The sequence below is a fragment of the Microbulbifer flavimaris genome (assembly GCF_001641755.2).
Lineage (GTDB): Bacteria > Pseudomonadota > Gammaproteobacteria > Pseudomonadales > Cellvibrionaceae > Microbulbifer > Microbulbifer flavimaris.
The window spans coordinates 20,854-46,391 of record NZ_LRFG02000005.1; the positions used below are offsets into that span (position 1 = coordinate 20,854).

The window sequence follows — 25,538 nt, forward strand, 5'->3', positions numbered from 1 at the left end:
CATTGGCTGGACCAGGGGAATAACGAGATAAAAAAGAGGATGAGAGCCCATGAAGACCTTCTCACTCAAGCCACTTTCTCTGGCTGTTGCCGCTGTATTGACGCTGCCAGTGTCGGCTTTTGCACAGCAGTCTGGTGAATCACAAGCCGATGACGGCCGTATGGAAGAGGTGATTACCACCGGTACCCGCGTCGAGGGCCTGTCGCCCACCGAGACGCTGTCCCCCGTCGACGTGCTTGGCGGCGAAAACCTGTCCGACCAGGCCAGCTTTGACCTGACCGAGTCCCTGGCCAAAATTGCGCCTTCTTTCAACACCCAGCGCTTCCCGATTGCGGACGGTACTGCCTTTATCCGCCCGGTGACCCTGCGCAACCTGTCTCCCGACCAGACCCTGGTGCTGGTCAATGGCACCCGCCGCCATCGCTCCGCGCTGGTCAACCTGCAGATTGCACCGCTGGGTACCGTCAACCAGGGCGCCCAGGCGGTGGACTTTGCCGCGCTGCCGTCGGCCGCCATCGAGCGGGTTGAAGTGCTGCGCGACGGTGCCTCGGCCCAGTATGGCTCCGATGCCATTGCCGGGGTGGTCAATGTGATCCTGAAGGATGACGCTGAGGGCGTGAGTGTCTCCGCCCAAACTGGCGAGTACTTCGAAGGCGACGGTGCCCGCACCAGCCTGGCTGCCAATGCCGGCTTTGCCCTTGGTGACCAGGGCTTTGTAAATACCACCATCGAACACTCCACCGCCGAGAAGACCTGGCGCGGTGCTGCCCGTCCGGATGCAGAATTTGTTGGTAGCGTGGTGGGCGTGGAGAATGTGCCGCTGGACGGTCTGGGCCAGCGCTGGGGTGACCCGGATGTGGAAGCGCTGAAACTGTTTGTGAACACTGGCTATGAGCTGGATAACGGTGTCGAGCTGTACGGCAATGTCGGCTACTCGGAGAACGAGACCATCTCCGACTTCTTCTACCGCGGCCCGGTACTGGACCCGCAGTACGAGTTCGGCGCCCGTGCGACTTTGCAGGCCGATGGTGATGGCGACTTCATGCCGGATGCGGCGCCGCAGTCCCTGATCAATTCCATTACCGCCCAGGGGCTGAACCCGGGGGACTACCTGGTGGCGGATGCCTCCAGTGCAAGCGGTTACGTACTGCGCAACCCGATCTACACCCAGTTCCCCGGCGGCTACAACCCGCAGTTCGGTGCGGACATCAGTGACTTTTCTGCCGTCTTTGGCGCTCGCGGTGAGCTGGCTTCCGGCATGAGCTGGGATCTCCGCGCGCGCTCCGCGGAGAACGAAGTTTCTTACGTGCTGAAAGACTCCATCAACCCGAGCCTGGGTGCCCTGTCCCCGACGACCTTCAATCCGGGCACCCTGACCCAGGAAGAGACCAGCGTGAACGCGGACTTTGTCCAGCCGGTGGATATCGATGGCCTGGCTTCGCCCCTGAACGTCGCCTTCGGGGCGGAATGGCGCGATGAGACCTACAAGATTGGTGCCGGGGATGATGCCTCCATTGCTGTAGGTCCTACCGCGGCCGTGTTCGGTGTGGGTTCTGATGGCTTCCAGGGCTTCCCCACCGATGCCGCCGGCAGCTTCAGCAGTGAGAGCATGGCTGCCTACGTGGATCTGGAAGCGGATGTCACCGATCAATTCACTGTCGGTGCGGCGCTGCGCTTCGAAGACTACGATGCATTCGGCTCGACCTCTGACTGGAAGCTGTCCGGGCGCTACGACTTCAACGAGCGCTTCGCGCTGCGTGCCACGGCCAATACCGGCTTCCGTGCCCCGACTCCGGGCCAGGTGAACACGCTGAACGTCACCACCACAGCCGATGCCAGCGGTAACCTGATCCCGAACGGGACCTATCCGGTGGACAACCCCGTGGCCCTGGCGCTGGGTGCCAAACCGCTGACACCGGAAGAGTCCACCAGCTTTACCCTCGGCGCAGTCATCAATCCACTGGATAACACCAGCGTGACCCTGGACTACTACCGCATCAATATCGACGATCGACTCGCACTGCGTAACAACACCATCGGTGCCGGCGAGGTGGCTTTGCTGGAGGGCGCCGGTGTGGCGAATGCCTCCCTGCTGCAGGGCAGCAACGCCAACTTCTTCGTCAATGCGTACGACTCCGAGGTGAGCGGTATCGATATCGCGGTCACCAGCGACTTCGAAGTGGCTGGCAACCTGCTGGTGGTGGATCTGCGTCACAATCACAACCAGCAGGAAGTGAGCAATGTGGCCCCGAATACTATCAATGATTCGCGGGTGTATGACCTGGAGAACCAGGTGCCGAGCGATCGCACGACCCTGACCTTCAACTACGACACCGGCAGCCTGTTTAATAGCTACCTGCGCCTGAACCGCTACAGCGGCTGGGAGTCCACCTTCGGCCTGTTCGGTCCGGGTGATGCCTCCGATGCCACCAGCTATGGCAGTGAGATCCTTGTGGATGTTGAGGCGACGTTCACCCTCGCCGACAACTACAAGGTTTCCGTCGGTGGTGAGAATATCTTCGATACTCTGCCGGACGAAGAGGCTGATCCCACCCTGCAGTTCCTGGGGGTGCGTCAGTCCCTCACCTCTCCGTTCGGGTTTAATGGTGGCTTCTGGTACCTGCGTGCCAGTGCAGAGTTCTGATCAAACCTGACTGATGAAGTGAAAAAGGCCGGCGAATGCCGGCCTTTTTCATTTGGTGACAGGGTGGGTTTTTCACAGAAAAAAGTATCTTTACTGAGCTTATTTTGTGTTGATTAATTCGTGGTTGGTGATATTTTCGGAATTTATGATTTTCAGTTTGTAAATGTTTGTCAGTGGTAGGAGTCCAATATCGTAAGCTTGTAGAAAATTAGGAGAAACCGTGAAAGAAGGATTTAGAAGGGCATATTGCCTAATCTCAGTGGTGATACTTTGTGCCTGCGGTGGTGGAGGTGGTGGGGGCAGTAGTCCAAGTTCTTCTGAGGCAGAGGGGAGCTCGAACAGTGATAATCAACTCTTAACCGGGAAGCTAATTGCTCCCCAGATAGCCGGGTTGAGATATGTAACGGATAGCCAATCAGGTTACACTAATTCCAGTTCTGAATTTTCTTATAAGAGCGGGGAGCAGGTCCAATTTTACCTTGGTGATACTGTAATTGGAGAGACAATAGGAGCTATTGGTGATTTAAGTTTCAGAGATTTGTTTCCTGCCTACAAAGATTATTCTAATTTCCATGAGATCAAGACGCTTTATTCCCTGAGCCCCAATTCTGAGGAAAGAAAAGCGTTTAATCGCTTTCACAACACATTGGCGTTACTTGCTGGATTCGACAGTGACGCGGACTTTTCAACAGGGATTGATTTGGTGGATGGGGTCAGTGAAACCCTTGATGGTGTTATTTTTGCCCTTGAAACAGATGTTCAAGCGTTCTCGCATGTTGACCCCGCTTTTTTTTACTATAGAAATGTTGCTTTTTCTAAAGGGGAAGTCGCTACTGCTGCGAACCGGGCAGCGGGAACCGTAGCGGACGCTTATTACTCCACCATTGGTTCTGGCTTCGATTTCTCGTTGCCTACTTACGAGACCGCAGATTATAACCAGGATGGTGTTCCGGAAAGAGTTGAGAAGTACTCTTATGATGCTCGCGGCAATCGAATTTTAGAGGCATACAGCAATACCGGTTCCGGGCCGCTTATCGGTAGCTCCCTGACCTACGATGAATATGGTCGCGTCCTCACTATTTCTTATGACGCTGACGGGGACGGAGTGAATGATTCATACTCTGAATATGAGTACAGCGTGGCGGGTAACTTAGTCGGTATCAGCGTGGATAGTAATGCTGACGGAGATTTTGATAGATCCCAGACTCGCTCGTATGAGTTTCAAGATAAATCCTATATTTATCGCTATAGAGAGGATCAAGATGGAGATGGTATAACTGATCTCGCCTATACATTGGAATACAAGCTTTCTCCGGTGGGGCTGCTCGAGTCAGTCCTTTTGGATGAAGTGAAAGTTTTGGCTCTAGAGTATCAATCTGACGGAACGCTTGTTGCAGAGCATACCTATCGTTGGACCGGGGAGCTGGACCGCACCAAGACCTATGATGACTTTGGCAGGCTTGTGTCAGATGAGACTTTCTTTGGCCCTTTCGGACCAGGTGACGGGTATCGGTGGGACTATACCTACGACGCCCAAGGTAACCGGGTTCAGGCGAAGTATCAGGAGCTGGGGTTGTCTCCCAATCAGTCGTTTCTGATTAATAATGAGTTTGACGAGTCAGGAAATTTATTGGAATTTACGCAAGACTTTTATCTCGATGGTAGTGTCGAGCAGAAAAGAGAGTACATTTACGACGAGGGTGGTAACTTGACCCAGGAGAAGTGGTACGAAGTCACTCAAGGGGGGCAGGTTACCGATTGGCCCAGCAAAACGGTTTCGTACAGCTACAATGAGCAGGGCTTGGTTAGTGAGAAGTTCACAGAGGACTATACCTACGATGCCCCAGATGATCCGAATGGTGGGAAAGAGAGGACGGTATATCAATATGATCCGGGTGCAAGTCTAACCTATCTGGGGCGCGATTCTGGTGCAGACGGGAGTGTGGATTACGAGTTCAAGTATGATTTAGAGTTGCTAGGGTGGCGGGCTGCGCTTGAATGGGCCCCCTCGCTTCACCAGTTTGCGAAACTGCCGTTCGAGGAGAAACTGTACAGCGACTGAAAGGCTGGTAGTTGAGCTATCTCTAAAAGCGTTTTGTCGGGATAAAAAAATGGCGAGCCCAGGGCTCGCCATTTTTCGTTTCAGGACCGGTCTCAGTCCATATAGCTCTCTACCGGCGGGCAGGAGCAGATCAGGTTGCGGTCGCCGAAGACGTTGTCGATGCGGTTGGACGCCGGCCACACCTTGTGTGCCTTCAACCAGGCCGCGGGGCGAGCCGCAACGTCACGGGAATAGTTGTGCGGCCACTGGTCGGCCATCACGTCCTCGAGGGTGTGCGGTGCATTGTGCAGCGGGTTGTCGTCCGCGCTGTAAACACCGTTGGCCACGTCTTCCACTTCCTTGCGGATGATGGCCATCGCCTCGACAAAGCGGTCCAGCTCTTCCTTGGATTCACTCTCGGTGGGTTCGATCATCAGGGTGCCCGCCACCGGGAAGGACATGGTGGGCGCGTGGAAGCCGAAGTCCATCAGGCGCTTGGCGATGTCTTCCTCGCTGATGCCGCTGGTCTCCTTGAGCGGGCGCAGGTCGACCAGGCACTCGTGGGCGATGAAGCCGTTGGTGCCGGTGTAGAGCAGCGAGTAGTGCTCGGACAGGCGCTTGGCCATGTAGTTGGCGTTAAGGATGGCGGTCTCGGTGGCCTGCTTCATACCGGTCTTGCCCATCATACGGATATACATCCAGCTGATCGGCAGGATGCTGGCAGAACCCCAGGGCGCGGCAGAGATGGTGCCGTTGGTCGGGTCCGTCTCCGGTACCTCGGTTACCGGGTGGCCGGCCAGGTAGGGCTTCAGGTGTTCGCCCACGGCGATCGGTCCCATGCCCGGGCCGCCGCCACCGTGCGGGATGCAGAAGGTTTTGTGCAGGTTCAGGTGCGATACATCGCCACCGAACTTACCCGGGGCGGCCACGCCGATCAGGGCGTTCATGTTGGCGCCATCGATGTAGACCTGGCCTCCAGCTTCGTGAATCAGGTCGCAAATTTCGCGGATGCCTTCCTCGAACACGCCGTGGGTGGAGGGGTAGGTGACCATCAGCGCGGCGACGCGGTCGCCGTGTTCTTCCACCTTGGCCTTCAGGTCGGCCATGTCCACGTTGCCCTTGTTGTCACAGGCAACGACCACCACCTTCATGCTCACCATCATGGCAGAGGCCGGGTTGGTACCGTGGGCGGAAGCGGGGATCAGGCAGATATCGCGCTGGCCCTCGCCCTTGGCTTCCAGGTATTTCTTGATGGCCACCAGGCCTGCATATTCACCCTGGGAGCCGGCATTGGGCTGCAGGCTGACGGCGTCATAGCCGGTACAGGCGGACAGCATCTGCTGCAGCTGCTTGAACATCTCCGCATAGCCCTCGGCCTGACTGGTCGGGGCAAAGGGGTGCAGCTTGCCGAACTCGGGCCAGGTCACCGGGATCATCTCCGCGGTGGCGTTGAGCTTCATGGTGCACGAGCCCAGCGGGATCATGGAGTGGTTCAGGGCGATGTCTTTGGACTCCAGGGTCTTCAGATACCGCAGCATCTCCGTTTCGGAGTGGTAGGTGTTGAAGACCGGGTGGGTCAGGAATTCGGTATCGCGAACGAGGGATGCCGGGACGCCCTGCGGGCCCTTGGCCGCAATCTCGCTGTCCAGTGCGTGCAGGTCCAGGCCGTGATCACCGTCGGTGAAAGCCTTGAGGATGTCGGATACGTCGTCCAGGCTGGCGGTCTCGTGCAGGCTGATGCCCAGGGCATCTTCGCCGACCTTGCGCAGATTGATTTCTGCAGCCAGGGCGCGCTGGTAGATAGCGTCGCGCTGGTCGCCGGCCACTACGGTGAGGGTGTCGAACCAGGTATCGTGAGTCAGGTTGAAGCCCTGCTTTTCCAGGCCCAGAGCCAGAATATCCGCCAGCCGCTGAATACGCGCGGCGATGGTCTTTAGCCCTTCGGGACCGTGGTAGACGGCATAAAAGGCGCTCATGACCGCCAGCAGCACCTGGGAGGTACAGATGTTGGAGTTGGCCTTCTCGCGGCGGATATGCTGTTCGCGGGTCTGCATGGCCATACGCAGGGCGCGATTGCCCTTGCTGTCTACGGAGACACCGATAATGCGGCCGGGTGCGGCACGCTTGTACGCTTCGCGGAAGGCAAAGAAGCCGGCGTGCGGGCCGCCGTAACCCATGGGGATGCCGAAGCGCTGGTTGCAGCCGACAACGACGTCAGCGCCCATTTCGCCCGGCGCCTTGAGGGTAACGAGGCTCATCAGGTCGGCAGCCACGGTCACCAGGCCGTTGGCCTCGTGCACCTTGTTGATGATGTCAGTGAGGTCGCGAACCACACCGGTGGAGCCCGGGTACTGGAACAGGGCGCCAAACAGCTCGCCGGGCAGGTCCTTTTCCACGTCGCCCACCACGATTTCGAAACCGAAGTGCTCGGCGCGGGTCTTGATCACGGCGATGGTCTGCGGGTGGCAGTCGGCGTCCACAAAGAAGACATTGGACTTGTTGCGCTTGGCCTGGCGCTTGCACATGGCCATGGCCTCAGCGGCGGCGGTGCCCTCGTCCAGCATAGAGGCGTTGGCCAGTTCCATGCCGGTCAGGTCCATGATCATCTGCTGGAAGTTCAGCAGGCCTTCGAGACGGCCCTGGGCGATCTCCGGCTGGTAGGGGGTGTAGGCGGTATACCAGCCCGGGTTTTCCAGCACGTTGCGCAGGATGACATTGGGCGTGATGGTGTCGTGGTAGCCCATGCCGATAAAGGTGCGGTAGATCTTGTTGCGCTGGGCCAGGCCGCGCAGCTCTGCCAGCGCTTCCTCTTCGTTCACCGCGTCTGCCAGGTCCAGCTCATCGGTCTTGCGGATGGCGGCGGGGACTGTTTTCTCGATCAGTTCTTCCAGGCTGGCGACACCGAGGGTTTCCAGCATCTCTTTCACCTGGGCCTCATCCGGGCCGATATGGCGGTGAATAAATGCGTCGTGTTGTTCCAACTGCTGAAGAGATGGCTGGGTCATAAACTTCGTTCCTGTATCGCAGGGAGTAGTCGCTGGAATTGCGCCCCGGCGCGGGTTAGCGGCACCGGGTAAAAATAGCAGAGCGCTGCGGTATTCCCGCCGTCCGCTGTGCCCGGGGGTTGGGCAGCGGGCGCACTCGCAAGAGGCTTGCGGCCGGGCCTGGTAAGCGCGCCTGGCCGGTCATTCCACTCATGGCCGGGGCTAAGGACCGTGGCGCCCGGTCGAGCCGCGCGCATCTTAGCAATCGCAAGGCCGCCGGGCAATCTGTGCTTATTTGGCGGTGAAACTGCTAAAAATAGCCCTGAACAGTGATAATCGTCCTCTAAAGTATCGCTTGTCCGGATTTTATGTCACGGCTGGGGCTCAGCTCCCGCCTGGCGCCCGGTTAAACCCGACATACGATGAGTAATACGCGCGCCTGAGGCGGCTGGACTATGGTGAAAGATACCCGCGGCGTTTGTAGTTGGCTGTCTCCGCGGGAAGCCACATAAGGATAAATGGGCATTGCTGACGCGAATAGCCAGCAGGGATTGCGGAAACTTCTCACCATGGCGCACAGACTTTACATCGCCAGTGACCAGCTGATGGTCTTTCACCTTCACAACGTCCTGGAAAATGCGGGCATCTCCGCCCTCACGCAGAAAGCGGCGGTAGACGTACCCCAGGAAGAGGGTGCACCGCTGGCCTGGTACTCGGAACTCTGGGTTTTACACGACGGCCAGCTGGCCGCGGCCCGGCGCCTTCTGGAGCAATTCCTGGCCAGCGAGACGCCGGATGACTCTTCGGACCTGACCTCCCTCAGCAAGCGCCCTCCCTGTCCGCCATCGGCCTTCAGCGCTGAAATCGCCTGACGCGACTTCCATACCTCCAAGTGCGTGGTTTCCCCGGGTCCAGTCCAGAGATCCCGCATGTTGAGTTTGCCCCTTTTACTCACCCCAACTGCTGCGGATGGCGGCACCTTGCTAATCCGGAGACTTCTACGCCAGGAAGGGCGCAATGGCGCGCTCCAGCTGTTGCTCAAGAGAATCCTTTCCTCGGATACCCAGGTTGGTGAGGCGCGACTTGTCCAGCTGGCAGTTCTGCGGGCGGGGTTGTTCGAATTGGGGTGCGGTATCCGGGCTCAGGTGGCTGCTATCCAGCCCGGCAATCTCAGCGATTTTCAGTGCCAGTTCATAGCGGGTGCAGGCGCTATCGCCGCTCCAGTGGTAAATCCCGGAAAACTGCTCACCTTCGAGCGCCCTGGACAGAGCCTGGGCGAGGATCTCTGCCACTTCCTCCACGCTGGTAGGGAAACGGATGGCCCAGTGATCCAGCGCCTGCGGTGCTCGGCTCTGTAGCGTTTCCAGAAGTCCGGTGACGCCCGACTCTCCGGGATATTGCGCGGGACCGAACAGCAGGGGCAGGCGCAGTGCCCAGTGATGCCCGGATCGCAGGATGACCCGCTCACCGGCGAGTTTGCTGCGACCGTAAAAATTGAGGGGATTGGGGGTGTCATCGACGGCGTAGGGTGGAGCGCTGCCGTCAAAGACATAATCGGTGGAGATGTAGATCAGTCGCGCCCCAGTGGCCTCGCACTGGCGGGCGAGTGACTCGGTGGCCTGGACGTTCAGTTGCCAGCTGCGCTCCGGCGCTTCCGCGCATCGATCGGGCCAGCGCTCGGCGGCGCAGTGAATGACCACGCCTGGCTGCAGCGAATCGAGCGCGTCGCTCACCGCCTTACTGTCATTGAGATCCAGCGCTACCAGATCATTGTTAGCGCGCGAGAGAGCGCTGCCGGTGACACGCAAGCGGGGGTCGCGCTGGAGGCGGCCGAGAACACTGCGGCCCAGCAGGCCGGAGGCGCCGGTCACGAGGACATTCATGGGCATATTTCCTTCGCCAGGGTGCGGCCGGGAGGCGGTCAGTCGGCGCGGCCCCGGAGGCGCGCGCCGGAGACAGGAAAAAGTGGCTTACATTTTCTCCATGACTTCGATACCCAGCAGGTCCAGCCCGGTGGACAGGGTGCGGGCAACAAGGTCGCAGAGGCGCAGGCGGCTCTGCTTGTCTTCTTCGCTCACGCCTTCCTTCAATACCGGGCAGGCCTCGTAGAAGGCCATGTAGGCACTGGACAGGTCATAGAGATAGCCGCAGAGCACGTGGGGATAGGTGTCCCGGGCGACCTGCTCCAGCACTTCTCCGAACTGGCACAGTTTGATGGCCAGGGCGCGCTCTTCCGGCGTCTTCAGTGTGATGGCGCCGGTCAGCTCGGCCGGCTCCAGGCCGGCGCGGCGGAAGATGCTGCGGACTCGGGTATAGGCATACTGCAGGTAGGGGGCCGTGTTGCCCTCGAAGCTGAGCATGGCGTCCCAGTTAAAGACATAGTCATTGGTGCGGGTTCTGCTGAGGTCGGCGTACTTCACCGCACCAATACCCACCTTGCGGCTGATCTCGGCGCAGGCTGCCGCATCCAGATCGGGGTTCTTTTCTGCCACCAGTTTCTGCGCCCGCTCGATGGCCTCGTCCAGCAGGTCCGCGAGCTTGACGGTGCCGCCGGTGCGGGTTTTGAACGGTTTGCCGTCTTCGCCCATCATGGTGCCGAAAGCGCAGTGTTCCAGGGTGACGGATTCCGGCAGGAAGTCCGCCTTGCGCGCGGCGGTAAACGCCTGCTGCAGGTGCAGGGACTGGCGCGCGTCCACCACGATGAGGATACGGTCCGCGTGCAATTTGTTGGCGCGGTAGCGGATACCCGCCAGGTCGGTGGTGGAATAGAGGTAACCCCCGCCGCGTTTCTGGATGATCATCGGGCTGGGATTGCCTTCCTTGTCCGCCATCTCCTCAAGGAACACGACGACGGCGCCCTGATCGCGCACCGCGATGCCTTTTTCCAACAGCTCATCCACCAGCACCGGCAGGTCCGGGTTGTAACGGCTCTCGCCGTAGACGTCGCTGCGCTTCAGGGTGACGTTGAGCTTGTCGTAGATCTCTTCGCTGTGGCTGATGGAGATATCGATGAACTGCTGCCAGAGTTTCAGGCACTTCGGGTCGCCGCTCTGCAGCTTGACCACGTAGTCCCGCGCGCGGTCGTCGAAACCCTCCTCCTCGTCGAAGCGGATCTTGGCCTCGCGGTAGAAGACCTCCAGGTCCGCCAGGGCCACTTCGGCGTCGTTCTTCTCCAGTTTGTCCGACAGGTGCGCCAGCAGCATGCCGAACTGGGTGCCCCAGTCGCCCATGTGATTCTGGCGGATCACTTTATGACCTTGGAATTCCAGCAGGCGCGCCAGGGCGTCGCCGATGATGGTGGAGCGCAGGTGGCCCACATGCATCTCTTTGGCCAGGTTGGGGCTGGAGTAGTCGATCACCACCGTCTGCGGCTCGCCTTCGGCAGCGACATTGAGACGGGAGTCACTCTCGGCCGCAGACAGTTGGTCTGCCAGCCACTGTTCGCTCAGGTGCAGATTGATAAACCCGGGGCCGGCGATCTCCGCCTTCTCTATCATCTCGCCCTTGTCCAGCTGCTCGACGATCTTGGCCGCCAGCTCTCGCGGGTTGGTGCCCATGCGCTTGGCCGCGGCCATGGCGCCGTTGGCCTGGTAATCGCCAAAGCCCGCTTTCTTGGCCGGGGCGACGACCGGTCCGCATTCTTCGGGGATACCGGCGGCGATCATGGCGGCCTGAACTTTGTCGGTAAGGAGCTGGCGAATATTCATAGGAGAGGATGCTGCCGTAATTCGTGGAAACGCGGAATTTTAAAGCGCCGCGGGGGCTTTGCAACCGGCACAGCGCCGGCGGCGTCGGGATTCAGGGGGCACGATGATATGATGCCCGCAAATAAAAGGGGGGACCCGTGAGCGCAACCACACTCTACTGGCACGATTATGAGACCTGGGGCACAAACCCCGGCGCCGACAAGCCATCCCAGTTCGCCGGCATCCGCACCGACGAGGACCTGAACATTGTAGGTGAGCCGCTGATGCTCTACTGCCGGCCCGCGGACGACTGCCTGCCGCAGCCGATGGCGAGCCTTGTGACCGGCATCAGTCCGCAGCGCGCGCTGGAAGAGGGCGTGCCGGAGTTGCAGTTCATCCAGCGGATCCTGGAGGAGCTGGGAGCGCCCGGTACCTGCGGGGTGGGGTACAACAGCCTGCGTTTCGATGATGAAGTGACCCGCCACACGCTCTATCGCAACCTGCTCGATCCCTACGAGCGGGAGTGGCGCTCTGGCAACAGTCGCTGGGATATCATCGATATGGTGCGCCTGACCTACGCGCTGCGTCCAGAAGGTATCGAGTGGCCGCAGCGTGAGGGTGCCAACGGGGAGAAAGTGCCGTCTTTTCGGCTGGAGGAGCTGACCGCGGCCAATGGTATCGCCCACGAGGGGGCGCACGACGCGCTTTCCGATGTGCGCGCCACCATCGATATGGCCCGCCTGATCCGCCAGCGGCAGCCCCGCCTTTACGATTATGTTTTCCGTCTGCGCAACAAGCGCGAGGCGGCCGCAATGATCGACCTGCAGGCGCGCAAGCCGCTGTTGCATGTGTCGGGCAAGGTGCCGGCCAGTCAGGGCCACCTCACTTACATTCTTCCGCTGGCGGCGCATCCGGTAAACCGCAACGCCATCATCGCCGCCAACCTGGCCATGGATCCGGAGCCGATTCTGAACCTCGACGCCGATGCCCTGCGCGAGCGTCTCTATACGGGGCGGGACAAGCTGGCTGAGGGTGAGCTCCCGGCCGGACTCAAGCTGATTCACCTCAACCGCTGCCCGGTGCTGGCGCCGCCGAACATGCTCGATGACAAACGTGCGGTCGAGCTTGGCATCGACAAGGAGGCCTGTGAGCGCCATTGGCAGGCGCTGAAATCGAAAGACCTGCGCGAGAAGCTGCAGCAGGTATTCGCCGATGGGGATTTTCCCGAGCGGGATGTGGAGGCAAGTCTTTACAGTGGGTTCCTCGCTGACGCGGACCGGGATTTGTGCCGACAGCTGCATCGGGAACTGCAGACCCGTGGCCCCGAGGCCCTGGCTGCGCCCATCCCGTTCACCGATACGCGCCTTCCGGAATTGCTGTTCCGGCTGCGGGCGCGGAATTTCCCGGACACGCTCTCTGCGGAAGAGCAGCAGCGCTGGCAGGAGTGGCGCTATCGCCGGCTGACCGACCCGGCTGCCGGGGCCAGCATTACCCTGGAGCCCTATTTCGAGCAGATCGCCGAGTTGCGGGAGCAGTATCCGGAGAGGGCGGGGCTGTTGGACCAGCTGGAAGCCTGGGGAGATGGTTTGTTGGTTTGACCGAAACCTGCATGTAATTTTATTGGCGGCTCTGTCTAGGCTCAGGGGCGGCCTTGGCAGCCGGTACATCTCGCGAGACACGCTGTAAATACGTCCCTGTACGCTCGGCGTCGGCATCCTGCCTCCGACGGTCCCGCGAGATGTACCGGCTACCAAGGCCTGCGGGGCTGGTCCTCTGCTTTCTCTCAGGGAAAGTACTTGTTTGCTTGGTCAGACCGGTACGAACTGTCGAATCTCAGTCAAAAACGGCACTGGTCGATGCCTTTAAGGGGGCGCTGCCGGGGGGAGTCCGGAGAGACTGTCTGCGAGAGGGATCTCGCAGACAAGCCTACAGGGATGTATTCACGGCGTGTCTCGCCTGACTCCCCCCGGTAGCGGGCCCGCCACGGTGCCAATTCCATGCCAATAACCCGTGAGCTTGATCATTCTGCATCGGCGCTGGTGCTGAATCGAGACATTCCACCCCGCCCCTCCAGGGTGTCCAGTGGATGAGCTGAATAGTGATCGAAGCTGAGCGGCTCTAATCTGCAACAATATCGGGATGGGCCGCGGGCCATTTTCCAGTAGAATGCGCCCCGGTAAAGCAAGCGCCGGCCGGCGCAGTCAGTGGAGTAGCGATGGACTTTATCGGAGCCAATATCCTTTCCGTCAGCCAGTTCGAGCGGGCTGATATCGACCGCATCTTTGAGGTGGCAGACACCATGGGGCCCTACGCGCGCCGTGAGAAAGTCACCCGCGTGCTGGAAGGCGCCATTCTCGGCAATATGTTCCTGGAGCCCAGCACCCGTACACGCCTCAGTTTCGGCGCCGCCTTCAACCTGCTGGGCGGTACCGTGCGGGAAACGGTCGGCATCACTGCCAGTGCCATGGCCAAGGGGGAATCCCTCTACGATACCGCCCGGGTGCTGTCCGGTTACAGCGACGTGATCTGCATGCGCCACCCGCAGTCGGGGTCGGTGGCGGAGTTCGCCGCCGCCAGCCGGGTACCGGTGGTGAACGGTGGCGATGGGGCCAACGAGCACCCCACCCAGGCGTTGCTGGACCTGTATACCATCCGCAAGGAGCTGGCAGGCAATGGGCGTGCACTGGATGACTTCCGCATCGCCATGATCGGCGACCTGAAGCACGGCCGCACCGTCCACTCCCTGTGTAAACTGCTGTGCCTGTTCAAAAAGGTGCACCTGACTTTTGTCTCGCCGCCTGAGCTGGCCATGCCGCAGGCGCTGGTGGAGCAGTTGCGGGCGGTGGGTCACACGGTGGAGGTCACCGACCACCTGGAGAACAGCATTGCACAGGTGGATATTGTGTATTCCACCCGTATTCAGGAAGAGCGCTTCTCCTCCCAGGAGGAGGCCAACCTGTACCGTGGGCGCTTCCGGCTGAACCGTGAAATCTTTACCCGTCACGCCCAGCCCAACACCGTCATCATGCACCCGCTGCCGCGGGATTCCCGCGCCGAGGCCAACGAGCTGGATACCGATCTCAACGAGCATCCCAGCCTGGCGATTTTCCGCCAGACCGACAACGGCTTGCTGGTCCGTATGGCGCTGTTCGCCCTGCTCCTGGGGGTGGAGGATCAGGTAGACGATTACTCCTACCCGGTTCGTTGGCACAGTCGCCGCAACCCGGCCTGATTTGTGAGTCCCTGCCCGCACCCAGCAGCGGGCAGGGGACTTTTTCCGGTTTGTCCGCTCTGAGCAATGAACTGCTGAGCGCCTTCACTTTTCTTCGCCCCGCGCCAGCGCCACCACCCCCTGACGGCCTCTGTCCCCGCTTATTGCGTTTGTCGTGATGCAGGGTTAGTTTGCTTGCAAACAATAAACGGAAGGCCGGTCGTGCGTATTACTGTTTTCTCTTTCCTGATTTTCTTCGCGATTTCCTCGGCATCACTGGCAGCGCCGCGCCAGGCAGCGGTTGCCATGCCCGACAGCTTCAGCGCCGACGTGGCCAGTGAGGTATTGGCCAGCGGTGGTAATGCGGTGGATGCGGCCATCGCTGCCCAGTTCGTGCTCGCGGTCACCCTGCCGGAAGCGGGCAATATCGGTGGTGGCGGCTTCATGCTGATTCACAAGGACAGCGAGCAGTATTTCCTCGACTACCGCGAGATGGCACCCGCGGCGGCCAGCCGGGACATGTACCTCGATGATGACGGCAATGTAATCCCGAACCTCTCCCTTTACGGTGTGCTGGCTTCCGGTGTACCGGGCACGGTTGCCGGTATGTGGCAGGCGCACCAGCGCCACGGGACAAAACCCTGGGCTGAGCTGGTTGAGCCGGCAGTAAAACTCGCCGCCGGGGGTTTTGCCGTGCCGGCACCCCTGGCCCGTTATGCAAGCGCGTTCGCGCGCAAGGTTGAGGGTAAGCATCCATCGGTCAATTTTGCCCGTTACTTCGGTGCGATGGAGGCCGGCGAGCGTTTTCGTCAGCCGGAATTGGCGGCGACCCTACGTCGTATCCGCGACCAGGGGCCGGATGGCTTTTACCGTGGCGAGACCGCAAAGATCATCGCTACGTTTATGCGAAAGAATCGTGGCCTGATCACCGAGGCGGATCTGGCTGCCTACGAGGCAAAATGGCGCGAGCCCATCGTTGCCCACTGGCGTGATCTGCAGGTGGTGTCGGCGGCTCCGCCCAGCTCTGGCGGTATTGCGGTAGTGCAGTGGCTCAAGATGTATGACCGCGCACTCGCCGCGAACCCCCGACCCGCGCACAACAGCAGCGAGTACCTGCATTTGTTGGCGGAAGTGGGCAAGCGTGTGTTTGCCGACCGGGCAGAGTATCTGGGCGATCCGGATTTCTACCCGGTGCCGGTGGCCGAGTTGCTGGCGGATGAGTACATCGCCATGCGCGCCGGTGAGTTGAATCTGGCTGCCATCTCGCCGACGCCGGCGATTCAGCCGGGTCTGCAGGAAAGCGAGGAAACCACCCACTTTTCCATCGTCGACCAGTGGGGCAATGCGGTCTCCAATACCACTACCATCAACCTGGGTTTTGGCAGCGGTGTGGTGGTCGATGGGGCAGGTTTTCTGCTCAATGATGAGATGGATGACTTTAGTGCCAAGCCGGGAGTGGCCAATGCGTTCGGCGCATTAGGTGGCGAAGCCAACGAGGTGCAGCCGTTCAAGCGTATGCTGTCTTCGATGAGCCCTACCATTGTGCTGCGGGATGGTAACGTAAAAATAGTGACCGGCTCCCCGGGCGGTACCACGATTATCAGCAGCGTGTATCAGTCCATTCTCAATGCGGTGGAGTTCGGTATGGATGCCCAGAAGATTGTGGACAGCCCGCGTTTTCACCACCAGCTGTGGCCACGGGACGTGATCCGGCACCATACGGGGCTCGATGCAGCGACACGGGCGGAACTGCAGGCGATGGGGTACAAGCTGGATGATCGCGGTTTTGGCGACCTGCAGGTGATTGTGGAGCGGCACGGCCAGCTCGAGGCTGCTTCCCAGTCCAGCGGACGCGGCGCTACCAGTGTAATTTCCATCGAGTGCCCTGCTAAACATTGCCTGTGACCCCAATGGTTGGCGAGCCGGGCTCTCGAGCCGGCGCGGTCCACGGCCCGAGAGTTTCGCTGTCGCCTGGGGCTATTTCTGATAACCTCCAGTAACCGACATTCTCGCAGCCAGGATTGGTGCCATGCTGAAGTGGATTTCAGAAAGAATGTACCTGCCCAGACGCGGCGTGTTTGCGTTGATTTTGCTGGGTATTCTCGCGTCCCTGGCAATCGCCCAGCAGGAGCGCACTCCCCATGTTGCGAAGTTCTCCATCGATGGTGCCATCGGCCCGGCCACCACGGACTATCTCGAACGCGCCATGGAAGAAGCCGAGGAGCAGGGCGCCCGCCTTTTCGTGCTCCAGATGGATACCCCCGGGGGGCTGGATGCGGCCACCCGAGACATCATCCAGAATATTCTCGCTTCCGATATTCCCGTCGCCACACTGGTCTATCCCGCCGGCAGCCGTGCGGCCAGTGCCGGAACCTACATCCTGTATGCCAGCCATGTCGCAGCCATGGCACCCTCGACCACCCTCGGTGCCGCCACGCCGGTGCAGATGGGCGGGGCACCCGGACAGCCCCAGCCGGGCCAGCAACCTGATCAGGAACGCCGTGCGGGCAGTGCCGGGAAAAACTCTGATCAGGACAGTAGCGGCGAAAAGTCTGCCGACGACGCCGAGAGTGAGGGGGCCAGTAAAGAGGGCGACAGTACAGCGCCCAAGCCGGGCAGCGCTATGGAACGCAAGGTGATCAACGATTCGGTTGCCTATATACGCGGCCTCGCCAACCGCTATGGCCGCAACGCCGACTGGGCCGAAAAAGCGGTGCGGGAAGCCGCCACCCTGACGGCACGGGAGGCGCTGGAAGAGAACGTCATCGATATCGTTGCCAAGAACCCCGAGGACCTCATTGCCCAGCTGGCTGGACGCAAGGTCCAGCTGGAATCCGGTGAGGTTACCGTGCAGGAGGATATCGCGGAATTGCCAGTGCGGGAGTTTGAGCCGGACTGGCGCAATGAACTGCTGGCGCTGATCACCAATCCCCAGGTGGCCTATATTCTCTTGCTGGTCGGCATCTACGGGCTCATCTTCGAGGGATATAACCCTGGCGCCCTGGTGCCCGGGATCGTGGGCGTTATCTGCCTGCTATTGGCTTTCTATGCCCTGCAGGTGCTGCCCATCAACTATGCCGGCCTGGCACTGATCATCGTGGGGGCACTGCTGATTGTTGCCGAAGTCTTTATGCCCAGCTTTGGCGCGCTGGGCATCGGGGGCGTGATCGCGTTGGTAATCGGCTCTGTCATGTTGATCGACAGCGATGTGCCGGGCATGCAGGTATCCCGCAAGTTGATCGGTGCCGTTGCCGGTGTCAGTGGTCTCGCCATGCTCGGCCTGCTGATGGCGGTGGGACGCAGCCTGCGCAAGCCCCGGGTCGCCATCGACCATGCGATGGTGGGGCGTACGGCGACGGTGAAGTCGGTTGAGAAAGATGAGGTGCTGGTGATGATCGGTGGTGAGATCTGGAGCGCCCACAGTGACGCAGAGCTGGTGCCGGGGCAGCAAGTGAAGGTCATCGCAGAGCAGGGGCTGTGGCTGCAGGTGGAGCCAGAATAGCTGCCCTGAATAATTCGATACGGAATAACAGCAACAAGGGAGTGAAGTCATGGTGAGTTATTTTCTGGGGTTGTTGATCGCAGCCATCGCACTGCTGCTGATGTATGCGATCCGCATCCTGCGCGAGTATGAGCGGGCGGTGGTGTTTTTCCTCGGCCGCTTTCAGGCCGTCAAGGGGCCGGGCCTGATCATCATCATTCCGGTGATCCAGACCATGGAACGTGTCGATCTGCGCACGGTGGTCATGGATGTGCCGACCCAGGATGTGATCAGCCGTGACAACGTTTCGGTGAAAGTAAACGCGGTGGTCTACTACCGTGTGATCGATCCCCAGTCAGCCATCATCAACGTGGAAAACTACCACGAGGCGGTGAGCCAGCTGTCGCAGACCACGCTGCGCTCCGTACTCGGTAAGCACGAGCTGGACGAGATGCTGTCAGAGCGGGACAAGCTCAATGTGGATATCCAGAAAATTCTCGATGAACAGACCGATGCCTGGGGCGTGAAGGTCACCAATGTCGAGATCAAGCATATCGACCTGGACGAAAGCATGATACGCGCCATTGCGCGTCAGGCTGAAGCCGAGCGCTCCCGTCGCGCCAAGGTCATCCACGCCGAGGGTGAAGCGCAGGCGGCACTGAAGTTGACCGAGGCGGCCGATGAGCTGTCGAAGAACTCCAATGCGATCACGCTGCGCTATATGCAGACACTGATTGATATTGCCGGTGAGCAGAATTCGACCATTGTCTTCCCGTTGCCCCTCGACTTGATCCAGCCGATGATGAAAAACCTCACCGGGGAAAAGGCGTAGCCGTAAACGGCCGTGCCTGAAGTGATCAGCCCGTGATAGGCAGCTGGAGGGGAAACCCTCCAGCTGCCAGCCGCTCAGAACAGGCGCGCGAGTAGTTCCCGACTGGAACCATCCCATTCTGCCGGGGCTTCTTTGCCGATAGCCTCGTGCACCGCGTTTCCAAGCAGTTTGCCCAGCTCCACACCCCACTGATCGAACGGGTTGATGCCCAGCAGGCAGCCCATGGTGAAGACCTTGTGTTCGTACAGTGCCAGCAGGGCACCCAGGTGGTGGGGGTCCAGCTTCTCCACAACCAGGGTGTTGCTGGGGCGATTCCCCGGCACGGCCTTGTGCGGGGCCAACGCGTGGGCCTCGCGGTGGGTATAGCCCTGTGCTTCCAGTTCTTCGCGGGCTTCCTGCTGGCTCTTGCCCTGCAGCAGCGCCTGGCTCTGGCTGATGCAGCAGGCCAGTAACCAGCGATGTTGTTCTTCCAGTTCTGACGTGGGCTGCCGGACGGCGATAAAGTCCGCCGGGATCAGGTCTGTGCCCTGGTGTAGCAGCTGGTGGAAAGAGTGCTGGCCATTACTACCCTCCGCGCCCCAGATCACACTGCCAGTGGGATAGTTCAGGTGGTGTCCATCGCGATCCACGCCCTTACCGAGACTCTCCATATCCAGCTGCTGCAGCCACGCGGGGAATTTTGCCAGTCGCTGAGCATAGGGCAGCACCACCTGGCTGCTGGTGTGCCAGCACTGGCGGTACCAGAAATGGATAAGGGCCATCAGAACCGGCACGTTGTCTGACAATGGCGCCTCGGCAAAATGGCGATCCATAGAGTGGGCGCCTGCCAGGAGTTGCTCGTAGGCATCAAAGCCACAACCCAGTGCGATGGGCAGGCCAATGGCCGACCAGAGTGAGTAACGCCCGCCCACCCAGCTCCACATGGGGAAAATATTCTCCGCGGCAATGCCGAAATCCTGCGCCGCGACAATGTTGCTGCTCACCGCCACGAAGTGCTGTGCGAGCTGATCCTCGCGGCAGCCGGCATCCAGCATCCACTGGCGGGCGGACAGGGCGTTCTGGCGGGTTTCCAGCGTAGAGAAGGATTTTGACGCAACGATGAACAGTGTGTTTTCTGCTGGCAGGGTCGCCAGTGTGTCACTCAAATCAGCACCATCGATATTGGCCACGAAGTGCACCGAGAGCGCGTTTTTATTGCAGGGGCGCAGGGCCTCCATCACCATGCGCGGGCCCAGGTCTGAACCGCCGATACCGATGTTCACTACGTGGTGAATGGGTTCACCGGAAAAACCGGTCCAGCTCTTGCTGTGGACCTGCTCGACAAAGCGGCGCATCTGCTCGCGGCAGTCTGCAACGGCTTGTTCGTGTTCCGTGCGCGGTTCCCCCTGGAAGCGCAGAGCCGTGTGGAGGGCGGGGCGATGCTCGGTATTGTTCACCGTCGCACCGGCCAGCAGTTCTTGAATCTGCTGGCGCAGCTCGATGTCTTCGGCGAAACCCAGCAGTAGGTCGAGGGTTTCCTGTCGCAGGTGATTTTTGCTGTAGTCCAGGTAGATGCCGGCGGCTTCGGTGCTCAACGCCCTGGCCCGGTCTGGAGAGGCGCTGAAAAGTTCGCGGAGCGACCATTTGTGTTTTTCTTTATGGGACTGGAGTCGGGCAATGGCTGCGGTGCGGTCAACCGTCGGGGTTTCGGTGGTCATGGTAAATCTTGGTTATTGCTCTTTGGATGGTGGCCGTGTCAGGGCGAAAGCCGTCTGATCAGCGGGCCAGGACGAAGTGACCAATGCTAGCGGGAATTTGTTGGGGGAGCCAGCGGGAAGGCTGTTGGTAAGCGTTTTGTCAGGGCTGGAAAAGCAAATGCCGCTTCGAAAAGCGGCATTGCTAGTCAGAACAGGTCGCGTAGGGACCTTTCAGGAAAACTGCGAGAGCAACCTGAAAAGTTACCTTACTTGACCACTTTCATGCAGCGTACGTTGTCGGATGCCATCCAGCAATCCGCGTCAGCAGGGCATGCCATTGAAAGCGGAATCTGCTCAGAGCCCGGAGGACAGGAAGCTGGCGGTGTTGGCGCTGCACAGCATCCTGCCAGAACCAGTGCACTGATAATTCCGAGTAAGTACTTGGCTGGAGTGAAATTCATCCCCTAACTCCTTTCCGTTGATGTTAGCTATCAGCATAGCCAATAAAACGTCACCTGTTTGGTCAGCTTTGTAAAAATATTTTCTACAAAGATACCGCCCAATGGAGTGTAATAGGCACGCGGTTTAAATAGCCGCCAAGGGGTAACTCTGGATAATTTTTGCGCCAGTTTGTCGCCGGCAGATACCTAAATTCAAGGGGTTTTCTGCCAAAACCGTTCAGGAACTGTTGCGGGGCGTTGTGATTTTTTTTGTCCGCTGCAAAAAAAAGAATTTCGCAAAAAAATTTTGGTGCTTTCAGGCGACAGAAGAGTTAATTGCCCGTCTCAGCGAAAGTAAAGATAGCCCGTTGTGCGTGACTTTTTCGGGAGTGTTTCAGTGAACGGGTCCACTACCGTGGAGGAAGTTGCCAAATGCCCGGGCGACATCCTCCGGACGCTGGGGGTCCCTCACGGCGTTCAGAATCGCGCCGCGCACCCCGGGCAGGTACATGAGATCGGTCATTAACAGGTTGAAGGTGTTCTGGCTCTGGGAGGAAGACACCGCCTCAAGCCACACCCGAACCAGCGTTTCATCCGCCAGATCGTCGGCACAGCGGCTGCCGATTGCCGCCAGGACCTCACTGTCGCTGGCGGCTGTGGATTCCAGCACGTCCGTCAGGAACTGGCGGCGCAACCCGCTCGCGATGGAATGCGACAGGCCGCGCACGGCAGCGGCGACTTCCGCCCTGTTACCGGCCGCGTCAGCCATGACAGTGCGCCCGCGCCTGGCAATCGCGCCGGCAATGCGGTGATCGACAGCCTCGCTTTCCAGGCACTGGCACAGGGTAATGAAGACCGGTGGCGCAAGGTCCGGTATGCGGCGCTCGAGCAGGTCCCGGTGTTTTTCCCAGCGGGCCGCCAGGTCGGCAATGCCCTGGAGTGCCAGCTGGTCCCAAGCCACTTTCTCTGGTTCCTGAAGGTGGGCAAGTGCCCTGGCATAATGGTCACTGGGAGGCCGCTGGAGCAGCATCGAGGAGTGTGCATGGAAGGAGGCCTGGCGCTCCTGGGCCGGTTCGAACAGCAGTCCGCTGGCCTGAAGAGCGGCGTCCAGAGCCTCCGCGGAAGGTGGCTCAACCGGCTTTCCATCACTCCCGGCCGCGCGCAAAGCCTCATCCAGTCGGCGCAGGAACCCGTCGCGCACGGGTAGTTGCAGTTTGCCCTGTTCGTCCAGAGGCAGGCGCAGGAACCAGACGACCGCCTCACCGCCCTCCCGGGGCCAGAGCAGGAGCCCGGTCCAGGCGTGGCGCAGGTAGGGGTGGGGCCAGGGCGCGGTACCGTTCTCGAAAGCTTCGGCGTCGGCACGGGAAACAGTCTGCACCCGGCGGCCCAGGTCGAACCAGCGGAGGTTGAAGTCTGCTTCTGCAATCAGTGCGCTAAGGGTTCCAGCAGTGCTCATGCGCGACTGAGTTCTCCTTCACTCTTGGGGGTTGCCGACTCTGCCAGCGGCATCTGTTTGAAGTGCAGCCAGCCGTAAGCGATGGCCAACAACGGGCAGAGAATATTGAAGATCGCAAAGGGCGCGTAAGTGAATGTGGCGATACCCAGGGTGGCACTCATATAGGCGCCGCAGGTGTTCCAGGGGATCAGCACGGAGGTGATAGTGCCGGAGTCCTCGAGAGTACGCGACAGGTTGAGGGCGTTCAGGCCCTTGTCGGTATAGGCATCGCGGAACATGCGTCCGGGAATGATAATCGCCATGTACTGGTCGCCGGCGGCGGCGTTCATGCCGAAACAGGTGAGCACGGTGGTGCTGATGAGACCGCCCACGGTTTTGACGCCGGACAGTGTCCAGTCGACGATCCGCTCGAGAAAGCCGGCACGTTCCATGACGCCGCCAAACGCCATGGCGGAGACGATCAGCCAGACGGTGTTGAGCATGCTGCTCATGCCGCCCTTCGAAAGCAGTGCGGCCACGTTCTCATTGCTGGAGGTGGACTTGTAGCCATCAAAGAGGCTGTACCAGGCGCCTTTCAACCCGGCCAGCGGGCCCTCACCGCCGCCCAGGCGGCGCGCTGTCTCCGGCTCGAAAATCAGCGCGATCACGCAGCCCACCAGGGCACCGATGATCAGAGTGGGGTAGGCGGGGATCTTGCGCCAGGCCATGAACAGCAGCAGTGCCAGGGGCAGCAGGCTGACCAGCGAAATATTGAATTCTTCTTTCAAAGCGCCCAGCAGCAGCTGGATGTCGGAGGCGGAGGCGTTGCCGGTTTCTGCGGTCAGGCCGATCACCGCGAATACCACCAGGGCAATCAGGAAAGCCGGCATGGTGGTCCACAGCATATGGCGGATGTGCAGGAACAGGTCGTTGGAGGTGACTGCCGCGGCCACGTTGGTGGTGTCGGACAGCGGAGACATCTTGTCGCCGAAATAGGCACCGGAGATGACCGCGCCGGCGGTCACTGCCGGGGAAAGCCCCAGTGCGGCGGCGATGCCCATCAGGGCGACGCCCAGGGTGCCGGCGGTGGTCCAGCTGGAGCCGATACTGAGGCCGACAATGGCGCAGATAATACAGCTGGCGGCGTAGAACCACTGCGGCGACAGGATCTGCACACCGTAGTAGATCATTGACGGTACCGTGCCGGCGAGGATCCAGCTGCCGATCAGGGCGCCCACCGCCAACAGGATCAGAATGGCACCAAACACCAGGCCGATGCCGTGCAGCATGCCGCCCTCCATGTCGTCCCAGGTGCGGCCGTTTTTCATGCCCATCAGCGCAGCCACACCGGCGCAGAGCAACAGGGCGATCTGGTTGGGGCCGTAGGAGGAGTCGGCGCCATAGAAGTAGACCGACAGTGACAGTAGGACGATCAGTATGCCGAGGGGGATCAGTGAGTCCCGAAGGCTGGGCTTCCGGGCCTCGATGGTGGTGTCTGGCTGGCTCAAGCTGTACTCCTGCTCTAATGCGGTGCCCTGCGGGCTCGTTATCGTTGTTTTGGCGTCTGAGCGCAATTAAGCCGGTTATTCTCCCGGCTGCGCCGCCGGCTGTCCACACCGGTGGGTCGCGCCGCGTGCTGGCAGTTCCGCGGCGCTTCCGGTATGTTCTGCGCCGGCGCGGCCTCCGGGCCGCCGATCGCGTGCCGCCCGACCGCCGGGCGGACCCTTCTGTTTCGAGCCCGATTTCGGAGCCCACGGCTCCCTCGGGCGCGAACCAGTACACTAGGATCAAATAAGAATGAGCCCAGAGCGCTGGCCCACAGCGCCGCAGTAGGCAGGTAAGTGATTCCATGAGAGCAAGTGAGTTGGATCCCGCCCAGTTTGAGGATATGCGCCCGTACCGGGATGATGAGGTACGAGATGCCCTCAAGCGATTGATCGCGGACCCGGAGATGTCCCACGCCGCCGCCCATTTCCTGGTGCCGAAGCTGGCCAAGCTGGAAGGGCCGGTGGCCTGGCTGGTGCGACAGTTCCTGCGCTTCGAGTTCCGCAAGGCCAATGACGTGCGCGGTGTGCAGGATGTGGTGTCCAAGTACATGGACATGGTGGTCAACCGCACCAGCGACGGGCTGACCATCTCCGGTCTGGATACCCTTCCAAAGGACCGCGCCTGCCTGTTTGTCAGCAACCACCGCGATATCGCCATGGACCCGGCACTGTCCATCCTCTCCATGTACAAGGAGGGGCATGAGACTGCCCGCATCGCCATCGGCGACAACCTGCTCAGCAAGCAGTTCGCCACCGATATCATGAAGCTGAACAAGTGCTTCACGGTAAAGCGCAAGTCCAGTAACCGGCGTGAGAAGCTCGAGGCGGCGACCAAGCTGTCCAACTATATCTACCACTCGGTGGTCAATGACAACGAGCACGTCTGGATCGCCCAGCGCTCCGGACGGGCGAAGGACGGCCTGGACCGCACCAATCCCGCCCTGTGCGCCATGTTCGCCATGACCAAGGACAAGGAGACCTCCTTTGCCGAGTTCTGGCGCAAGCTGCATATCGTGCCCCTGTCCATCTCTTACGAGTGGGATCCCTGCGACATGCAGAAGGCGCGTCAGATCTTCTTCGAGGCAAATCCCGAGGGCTACAAAAAGAGCAAGCACGAGGACCTGAAGTCCATCGCCAAGGGCGTGGTCGGGCAGAAAGGCCACGTGCATGCGGCCTTCGGAGAGCCCATCGAGGGAGACTACTCCGACGTGGCCGCCATTGCCGAGGAGATCGACCGCCAGATTATCGGCAACTACGTGCTGCACCCCACCAACCTGATCGCTTACGAGATGATCTATGGTGAGGCGCCGCCCATGACGGTTTCCTGGCCCCCGCGGGAGTGGCATCCCGACGAGCACGAGGAGATCCGGCAGAAGTTCGAACAGCGCATGGCGCGAATCGACGAACGCTGGCGTAAGCAGGCGATCCAGTCCTACGCCAACCCCGTCGTCTCCAAGCTGGCCTACGAATAAGCGCCCAGCACAGCCGTTGAAGCGCGCGGTGGAGCCCCCGAATCGGTTACCATGGCGCGTTTCCAGTTATACAACCCTGCCGGCGTCCC

15 protein-coding genes are annotated in these 25,538 nt (G+C 60.3%); 9 read left to right on the top strand and 6 right to left on the bottom strand.

The features are described 5' to 3' along the window. Positions 1-49 precede the first annotated feature (49 nt). Together AWR36_RS12975 and AWR36_RS12980 are read left to right on the top strand one after the other, a co-directional pair. On the top strand, positions 50-2,644 hold the full coding sequence (locus AWR36_RS12975; protein WP_067085665.1) for a TonB-dependent receptor plug domain-containing protein: 2,595 nt from the start codon (positions 50-52) through the stop codon (positions 2,642-2,644). Between the two features lie 220 nt (positions 2,645-2,864). Continuing rightward, on the top strand, positions 2,865-4,706 hold the full coding sequence (locus AWR36_RS12980) for an RHS repeat domain-containing protein (RefSeq protein ID WP_141398539.1): 1,842 nt from the start codon (positions 2,865-2,867) through the stop codon (positions 4,704-4,706). A gap of 92 nt (positions 4,707-4,798) precedes the next feature. Here AWR36_RS12980 and gcvP read toward each other — a convergent pair whose 3' ends face one another. Then, the gene (gene gcvP / locus AWR36_RS12985; protein ID WP_067085668.1) at positions 4,799-7,690 is read right to left on the bottom strand and encodes an aminomethyl-transferring glycine dehydrogenase; all 2,892 of its coding nucleotides are present in this window, start codon (positions 7,688-7,690) and stop codon (positions 4,799-4,801) included. Positions 7,691-8,238: 548 nt separating this feature from the next. Here gcvP and AWR36_RS12990 point away from each other — a divergent pair. Beyond that, on the top strand, positions 8,239-8,541 hold the full coding sequence (locus tag AWR36_RS12990) for a DUF2007 domain-containing protein (RefSeq protein WP_067085670.1): 303 nt from the start codon (positions 8,239-8,241) through the stop codon (positions 8,539-8,541). A gap of 126 nt (positions 8,542-8,667) precedes the next feature. On the opposite strand, the gene AWR36_RS12995 is transcribed toward AWR36_RS12990, so the two are convergent. After that, positions 8,668-9,552 (bottom strand): dTDP-4-dehydrorhamnose reductase family protein, encoded by an 885-nt coding sequence (locus AWR36_RS12995; protein WP_067085672.1) that lies wholly within the window; start codon positions 9,550-9,552, stop codon positions 8,668-8,670. Positions 9,553-9,639: 87 nt separating this feature from the next. Continuing rightward, the gene (argS, locus tag AWR36_RS13000) at positions 9,640-11,376 is read right to left on the bottom strand and encodes an arginine--tRNA ligase (protein WP_067085674.1); all 1,737 of its coding nucleotides are present in this window, start codon (positions 11,374-11,376) and stop codon (positions 9,640-9,642) included. Between the two features lie 137 nt (positions 11,377-11,513). Here argS and sbcB point away from each other — a divergent pair, with 137 nt between their 5' ends. The 5 genes from sbcB to AWR36_RS13025 all read left to right on the top strand — a co-directional run bounded on the left by sbcB (position 11,514) and on the right by AWR36_RS13025 (position 18,879). Beyond that, a complete protein-coding gene (gene sbcB, locus AWR36_RS13005; RefSeq protein ID WP_067085676.1) occupies positions 11,514-12,953 on the top strand; it encodes an exodeoxyribonuclease I in 1,440 nt (479 codons plus the stop codon). 617 nt (positions 12,954-13,570) lie between these two features. Beyond that, complete coding sequence (locus AWR36_RS13010) at positions 13,571-14,587, top strand: aspartate carbamoyltransferase (protein ID WP_067085678.1); 1,017 nt, start codon at positions 13,571-13,573, stop codon at positions 14,585-14,587. 201 nt (positions 14,588-14,788) lie between these two features. Continuing rightward, complete coding sequence (gene ggt / locus AWR36_RS13015) at positions 14,789-16,471, top strand: gamma-glutamyltransferase (RefSeq protein WP_197409276.1); 1,683 nt, start codon at positions 14,789-14,791, stop codon at positions 16,469-16,471. 124 nt (positions 16,472-16,595) lie between these two features. After that, on the top strand, positions 16,596-18,068 hold the full coding sequence (locus tag AWR36_RS13020; protein ID WP_067085680.1) for an NfeD family protein: 1,473 nt from the start codon (positions 16,596-16,598) through the stop codon (positions 18,066-18,068). Between the two features lie 49 nt (positions 18,069-18,117). Continuing rightward, the gene (locus AWR36_RS13025; RefSeq protein ID WP_067085682.1) at positions 18,118-18,879 is read left to right on the top strand and encodes a slipin family protein; all 762 of its coding nucleotides are present in this window, start codon (positions 18,118-18,120) and stop codon (positions 18,877-18,879) included. A gap of 74 nt (positions 18,880-18,953) precedes the next feature. On the opposite strand, the gene pgi is transcribed toward AWR36_RS13025, so the two are convergent. The 3 genes from pgi to nhaC form a co-directional block, all read right to left on the bottom strand. Next, positions 18,954-20,576 carry a glucose-6-phosphate isomerase gene (gene pgi / locus AWR36_RS13030; RefSeq protein WP_067085684.1) on the bottom strand — a complete coding sequence of 541 codons (1,623 nt, stop codon included), beginning with the start codon at positions 20,574-20,576 and terminating at the stop codon, positions 18,954-18,956. An 813-nt stretch (positions 20,577-21,389) separates the two neighbouring features. Beyond that, positions 21,390-22,451, bottom strand: a complete 1,062-nt coding sequence (locus AWR36_RS13035; RefSeq protein WP_067085686.1) for a DUF3549 family protein — start codon at positions 22,449-22,451, stop codon at positions 21,390-21,392. Beyond that, entirely contained in the window at positions 22,448-23,938 is a 1,491-nt protein-coding gene (gene nhaC / locus AWR36_RS13040; protein WP_067085688.1) for a Na+/H+ antiporter NhaC, read from the bottom strand. The genes AWR36_RS13035 and nhaC overlap by 4 nt, the downstream gene beginning before the upstream one ends. Positions 23,939-24,279: 341 nt before the next feature. Here nhaC and AWR36_RS13045 point away from each other — a divergent pair, with 341 nt between their 5' ends. Continuing rightward, positions 24,280-25,449, top strand: a complete 1,170-nt coding sequence (locus AWR36_RS13045) for a 1-acyl-sn-glycerol-3-phosphate acyltransferase (RefSeq protein WP_067085690.1) — start codon at positions 24,280-24,282, stop codon at positions 25,447-25,449. Positions 25,450-25,538: the final 89 nt, after the last annotated feature.